The 7603-nt window shown below is 38.7% G+C and carries 5 protein-coding genes; all 5 read left to right on the forward strand.

The annotated features are described in order from the left end of the window. Positions 1-126 precede the first annotated feature (126 nt). Positions 127-1428, forward strand: a complete 1302-nt coding sequence (locus tag DBR11_RS24640; protein WP_108555237.1) for a TlpA disulfide reductase family protein — start codon at positions 127-129, stop codon at positions 1426-1428. A gap of 10 nt (positions 1429-1438) precedes the next feature. After that, positions 1439-4660 carry a SusC/RagA family TonB-linked outer membrane protein gene (locus DBR11_RS24645; protein ID WP_108555238.1) on the forward strand — a complete coding sequence of 1074 codons (3222 nt, stop codon included), beginning with the start codon at positions 1439-1441 and terminating at the stop codon, positions 4658-4660. Between the two features lie 34 nt (positions 4661-4694). Beyond that, entirely contained in the window at positions 4695-6041 is a 1347-nt protein-coding gene (locus tag DBR11_RS24650; RefSeq protein ID WP_199233951.1) for a RagB/SusD family nutrient uptake outer membrane protein, read from the forward strand. Positions 6042-6286: 245 nt separating this feature from the next. Beyond that, positions 6287-6493, forward strand: a complete 207-nt coding sequence (locus DBR11_RS24655) for a hypothetical protein (protein ID WP_108555240.1) — start codon at positions 6287-6289, stop codon at positions 6491-6493. A gap of 156 nt (positions 6494-6649) precedes the next feature. Then, positions 6650-7603 (forward strand): MFS transporter (locus tag DBR11_RS24660; protein ID WP_108555241.1); only part of this gene is annotated, 954 nt, incomplete at its 3' end.

Consider the following 7603-nt stretch of genomic DNA (forward strand, 5'->3'; position numbering starts at 1 on the left):
TAATTAATGTATTTGTTTTTAACTCCTTGCAGATGTTGTGGAATGAAATATAGACTTATCATTTGTCCGCCGGATTGATCCAATCCCTTGAATTCAATCAAAATTTCTTAACCAAATAAAAAAAACATGTATAAAAAAACGATATTTTCTATCGTAATGGCTTTGCTTTGCCTAAGCTTTACGAGTTATAGTCAAAAAAAAAGAACTGCTGACTGGCCACCGGTTGAAATGGGCGGAGTAGTTCCAGATCGCTTATTAGACGAACCGCTGGAAATCATAAATGATCCAAACGGAAGAACAGTAACCACGCTGAAAAGCGATAAGGGTAAATTAATTATTTTGGACTTTTGGGCTACCTGGTGCGGGGCTTGTGTTTCCGCCTTTCCAAAATTGGATTCTTTGCAAAAACTGTTTCCCGAAAGTTTAAGGATTCTTCTGGTTAACAGTAAGAATACAGGGGATAGCCCCGAAAAAGTGAAGGCATTGCTGGAGCGAACTGGAAATTCAGGAGATAAATTATCTTCTGTCGTTAACGACACACTGCTGAGCAAACTGTTCAGACATCAAATGATTCCCCATTATGTCTGGCTTAGAAATGACACGGTCCTCGCTACGACTTCTTCTTCAGAGCTTTCTGCCGACCATATTAGCAATGTTCTAAATTTTAGGGTTTTTAAACCGAATATTAAAGAGGATGTTTTAGATTTTGATCTTGATAAGCCCTTATTTTTTGGAGGCAATGGGGGCATGGGAGATCAGATCCTGTACCGTTCTCAAATGTCGGGTGCTATTTCCGGAATTGCATCTCAAACACTGGCAACCAAAAATAAATCTGGAATGATAGAACGGTATTGTTGTTTGAATGCTTCCAGGATTGATTTGTTCCGGCTGGCTTACAATGCGATGTCCATTCCCCGAAGCCGAATTTATATAATGTCCGACTCCCTGAATGTATTGCAGCGAAAAACGGAGGATCCTCGTAACTTCTGCTTCGAACTGATATGTCCGCCCTCTGGTATAGATGTAGTGAAAGCCAGGATGCGAACGCAACTGGAACAATACTTTGGATGGACTGCAGCATTCGAAGAAAAAATGGTTACCTGTCTGGTCCTTAAAGATGTCGGATATAGAAAATCCGATTCCGGATTGCCTGTCGGATATCTTTTTAATAGTCAGGAATCACGAAATTATATTCGCGGGCAGCAATTATCATTATTGATTAATTATTTGAATCAAAAGTTGCCGTTGCCCTTACTGGATGAAAGCGGCTCTTCCACTCCGGTTAACCTGGACTTACCACAGGACCTCACTAATTTGCCCGCACTTAAATCTTGTTTAGAAAAGCAAGGCTTGAGCCTTACTGAGCAATTCAGAACACTTACTGTGCTGGTATTTAGACCTGTAAATAAATTAAAAATATCATTTTAAACCAAATCATATGAGATATTATAACTTGTTATGTTGTATTGTGATCCCGTTCTTTTTGATGGCCCAAAACAATAGCGGGCAGAAAATAGTGAAGGGAAGAATTGTTGATGCAGCAACGGGCAAGCTGATGGTGGGAGCAAGCTTGCAAATGAAATTATCCGGTGGGCATAGTTATTCCGGATATGATGGCTTGTTTTCAGTTTCCGCCAGCTATCTGCCGGATTCGCTTATAGTTACTTTTGTGGGCTATCAGAAGCTTACATTACCCATCTCAGGGGCGACGGTATTTCTTGAGTTGCAAATGCGGGCTGAGGCCGGTATGCTTCAAGAAGTTAATGTATATACCGGTTATCAGGTTATTCCGAAAGAGCGGGCTACCGGTTCCTTTAGCACGGTCGATCTTAAAACTTTCAACGAGCAGGTCAGCAGAAATGTTCTTGATCGTCTGGAGGCGGTTGCTAATGGATTTTCTATTGACAAATATACCGGTGTAAGTTCAGGAGCACAGAATATGATGATACGTGGTCAAACCACTATTCTTGGTGTTAAAGGACCGCTTATTGTTGTGGATAATTTTCCTTATAACGGTGACCTTAAAAACATTAATCCAAATGATGTAGAGAATATAACTATTCTCAGAGATGCTGCTGCCGCATCTATCTGGGGTACAAAAGCTGGAAATGGAGTCATTGTAATTACGACAAAAAAAGGTCGTTTTAATCAGCCTGTGCGTGTAGATTTTAATTCCAATATTTCTTTCACTGCAAAGCCTGGCCTTTTTAGTTTGCCGCAAATGTCTTCCAGTGACTATATTGACCTTGAGCAGGATTTATTTGCGAAGAAATATAAAGTTGGGGATATCTCCAATGTCAATCAGCCGCCTTTTTCACCTGTCTACGAAATTTTATTTAAAAAGCTAAACGGTACGCTTAGTCCAGAAGAGGCCCAAATACAGCTTGATAGCTACAGATTGAACGATTACCGGAATGATCTGAATAAGTATTTTTATCAAACAGCAGTTGATCAGCAATACGCATTGAGCGCCAGAGGTGGTTCATCTGCTTATTCATGGTTGTTTTCTGCAGGCTATGACAGAAATATAGGCGGGTTAGCAGCAAAAGATAACCGCTTGAATTTACAAATGAGCAACACTTGGCAGGCATCAGATCAGTTGCAGATTAATGCATCTTTATATTTAACAAAGAGTGTTGCGGGTAATGGAAAACCTGGTTTTTTTGATCTTAAAACTGCAAATGGAAATTTACCTCCTTATACCAGACTTGTAGATGAGTTCGGACAAAAATTAGCGATTATCAAAGATTACAGGCAATCCTTCCTGGATGGAATTTCGAGTAGTAAACTTTTGGACTGGAATTATTATCCTTTAGATGACTACACGCACAGTGTTGTAGAAAATAAGTTGTTCGATTTTACGGGTAATCTCGGTTTAACCTACAAGATCAACTCTTTATTAGGAATTGACTTAAAGTATCAATATGAAAGACAGCAAAATGATGGGAAAACTGTTTATGATATAGATAGTTATTTTACAAGAAATCTGGTGAACAGGTTTACTTATACAGATCCATTAACGAATGATGTAAATTATAGAGTACCCAGGGGAGCAATTGCTGATTTTTCTAACAATTTGCTGCAAAGTCAACAATTGCGGGCGCAGATCAATTACAATCACAGTATAAGTAAGCTGCATGGGATAACGGCTATTTTGGGGGGTGAAATACGACAGATAGAACGGCCTGAAGCTAATTTCAGAGCCTATGGTTATAATCCACTAACTTTAAGTTCAGGTAATGTAGATTATGTAAGTTTTTATCCAACAATATTGCCACAAGGTCAGGTAGATCAAATTCCGAATCCGATGTACTTTAATAAAAGTATGAACAGGTTCATTTCTTTTTATGGAAATGCTGCCTATACCTACGATGAAAAGTATACTTTTTCCTTAAGTGGGAGGAGAGATGCTTCTAATCTCTTTGGAGTGAATACGAATGAAAAATGGACACCATTATGGTCAGCGGGACTAGCTTATCACCTCTCAAAGGCCTCTTTCTATTCCAGTGAGGTAGTTCCTTATCTGAAATTAAGAGGCTCTTACGGCTTTAGCGGAAATGCTGATCCGTCTCGGGTTGCTTTAACGACAATTACCTATTCTCCCTGGACAAACGAAAATACCCAAACACAATATGCTTATGTAAGTAGATACGGTAACCCGGAATTGAAGTGGGAAAAGATCCGTACGATTAACTTAGGACTTGATTTTGAAATCAGAAACAGCAGGATAAGAGGAAGTATAGAGTATTATCAGAAAAAAGGAGTTGATCTTTTCGGAGCTGCCAGAATAGATTATACAACAGGAATTACCAGTGGACTGACAAAAAATGTGGCCAGTATGAGCGGTAGTGGCATCGATGTCAATTTGAATTCCCAAAATCTGAAGGGGGGGATGCGATGGAATACAGTCTTAAACTTTAGTACCAATACTGGAAAGGTGACCTCTTATGATCAAAAGGCACCGAGAGGCAGCGATTACATTTCAAGTTCTCCCTTAATTTCGGCACTGGTGGGTAAGCCCGTATATGCGATGTTTTCATTCAAATGGAAGGGGCTTGATCCTGTTACCGGAGACCCGCTCGGATATATAAACGGTCATGTCAGTAAGAATTATGCGGCAATTTATGGTGACTCCACTAAAGTAGCTGATTTGGTTTATCATGGTTCGGTGATACCTACACTGTTTGGTTCGATAGGAAATGATTTTTCCTGGAAAGCGTTCTCCTTATCAATAAGGGTGATGTATAAGTTTGGCTATTATTTTAGGAGGCCTTCTTTGAACTATAGTAGGTTGTTTGAGTTGAGACAGGGGAATTCTGAGTTTGCAAGCCGTTGGCAGAAGTCAGGGGATGAGCGTTTTACGAATGTACCATCGTTGATATATCCGGCTGATAACAACCGGGATTTGTTTTATAATGGTGCGGAGATCAATGTTGAAAAAGGCGACCATATCCGCTTGCAATATATTACCGTGGGCTATGAGTTTGATGAGCGTGTACTCAAAAAAATGGCGTGTAAAAGTCTTCAGTTGTATGCCAGCCTAAGTAATATAGGTCTGCTTTGGCGGGCAAATAAAAAAGGTCTCGATCCCGATTACGCTTCTGGCCAGAATTTAGCCCCGTCTAAAATGATTTCTTTTGGCTTGAGACTTAGCTTGTAAGGCAAATTCATCACTAAAAAACAAATTTATGCAAATGAAAAAACATATGATATGCCTCTTACTGATACTGGGTGTCTTTGTAGGATGTAAAAAGTTTCTTGATCCAAAACCACTGCAGTCCTTGACTGTACCTTCTAATCTTGAAGATCTTCAAGCTTTGCTGGACGATGAAGGGGTCATTAATTCACTGGATATTTCGGCAGGAGAGATCAGTTCTGACGACTATTATCTTAACCGCTCGGATTTGGAATCTCTTCCATATGAAGAATATAGGAGAATGTATACCTGGCAAAATGACCGCATCTTTAGAAGTACCACTAATGATTGGAGCTCGACCTACAAAATTGTTTTCAGTACGAACGTGGTATTGGATAATTTAAATAAAATAGAAAAAATTCCATCTAACCAAATGCAATGGGAAAATGTAAAAGGTCAGGCCTTATTTATCCGGGCTAAGCAGTTTTTTTCAGCAACCCTAACCTGGGCGACAGCTTACGATCCTGCCACTGCAGATCGGGATCTTGGAATCCCTTTGAGATCGAGCCAGGATTTTAATGTTCCTTCCTTTCGTGCTACTGTTTCGGATTGTTACCAGCAAATTACCGAAGATTTGATTTTAGCTGGTTCCTTACTTTCTGATGAGCCGTTAGCGAAAACAAGGGCGTCAAAACCAGCGGCCTGGGGTCTTTTGGCAAGGGTCTATCTTTCAATGGGAGATTATGACAATTGTCTTAAATATACTGATTTGTATTTGCAGAAACACAGTGGGTTATTGGATTATAATAAGGATATTAATGTAGATTTAAGAGCACCTTTTCCAAGGTTTAATAAAGAAGTTTGCTTTGATAGCTTTCAGAATCATATGATGCTGTCTCAAAGCAGAGCGAAAGTTGATTACAACTTATATAGTTCATATGATGACAATGACCTTCGTAAATCAGCCTTTTTCAGGAAAATAGCAGAAAATACATTTTGCTTTAAAGGGAATTATAGTCTAAGTATCTTCGGAGGAATTGCTACAGATGAAGTCTATTTGATGCGTGCGGAATGTCGGGTTAAAAAGGGAGATGCAAAGGGAGCTTTATCCGATTTGAATGCTTTATTGCTTAAAAGATGGAAAACTGGTACACTGAAGCTTATCGTTGATGAAAATCCTAAGGAACTCTTGAATATTATTCTCGTTGAACGCAGAAAGGAATTAATAATGCGGGGGCTGAGGTGGATGGATGTAAAACGTCTAAATAAACAAGGTGCCGGTATCGTGCTTAAACGCAGCCTGGACGGGAAAAGTTATGAGTTGCCTGCTAATGATAATCGTTATGCCTTGAGTATACCAGAGGATATTCTTATCTATTCAGGGATGCCCCAAAACAAAAGGTAAGAGATTTATATTCCAGGACATGTGTAATCCCTACGCATATCCTGGAATATAAATCCAGTCTGATAAACAATTGTACTTTGTTCTGGAAAAGAAACTAGATTCCAGGAATAATGGTGTTCATTATGAAGATGTTGTGTAAAATTATTATTGATAAATAGTTTTGAATATGTAATTTTACAATGAGTTCACTTTACTTGCAATTTAGTAAGATAAGTAACCTATTGTTAAATTAGACTTAATGCTCTATGTTGAATACAACCATAACCCTAAACGACCAAATTGTAAAAAAACACATTGCTGAAATTGAGCCGACAGACCGGATTATAAATTTGGGTGAAGTTCTGGAAATAGAAAGTGATGACTATGGGTTTTCCTGTGTTATTTTCCGTTTAAACCAAAAACAAGTAGTCCGCTTTTTAAGCGATGAGGTGTTGTGGTGTTATAAATCCTAAAGCTTGGTCATTGATTATCAATAGTCTTTTTTACAATAAGATGTGATAACGTTGTTTTTAGTCTGTTTTGTGTGATTCTGTTCTTTGAATGGCATAATCATATGTTTGAATTTCATAAACTACTTAGGAGATTAAAATCGTAGTTTTGCGGTGTTTATGAAAGAAAAAAATAGAGGTGTGGCAACCGTTTTGGCTTTTGCACTGCTTCCGTTATCAGGTTTTGCGACAGATATCTATATTCCCTCTCTGCCAACTATGGCCGCTAAAATGCAGGTAAGTAGTATCGAGGTCCAACTTACTTTAAGTTTGTTTTTAATAAGTTATGGCATTTCTCAATTGTTTATTGGTAGTGTCCTGGATAGTTTTGGAAGGTATCGGGTAAGCCTGGTTTCACTGGTCATTTTTGCTTTAGCAAGTATTGTTGTGGCAACAACACATCATATATATTTAATTTATTTGATGAGAATTATTCATGGGCTAACAGTAGGAGCTATTGTTGTGGCTAAGCGGGCTTACTTTGTAGATTTATTTACAGGTGATCAACTCAAACATTATTTAAGCCTTTTCTCTATTATTTGGTCAACGGGTCCAATTGTGGCCCCTTTTATAGGGGGCTACTTACAAAATCTGTTTGGCTGGGAATCCAATTTCTATTTCCTGGCTGGGCTCGCTGCTGTATTTGCGGTATTGGAATTGATTTATAGCGGAGAAACACTGGTGCATTTTACGGAGTTTAACTTCAAAAAAATCGTAAATATTTATAGCACAATGATCACAACAGCCAGTTTTACCCTGGGTATTGTAATGTTAGGCCTGGCTTATTGTATGGTTATGATTTACAATATGACTGGGCCATTTATTATAGAGCATCACCTGAATCTTTCACCTGTTATAGCAGGATACAGCTCACTTGTACTTGGTTTTGCCTGGATGGTTGGCGGTTTTATCGGCAAGGCAACCATCAACCGCCCATTTTTTAAACGACTTGTCGTAAATCTGGTGTTACAGGTCGTTTTTGTTTGTATCATGTTGTTCAGTCTACAGTTCATTACAAACTTGTTTTCACTGATATTTTTTGCTTTTATTATTCATATTGGAGCAGGGTATACC

Source organism: Pedobacter sp. HMWF019, from assembly GCF_003061025.1.
Taxonomy (GTDB): Bacteria; Bacteroidota; Bacteroidia; order Sphingobacteriales; family Sphingobacteriaceae; genus Pedobacter.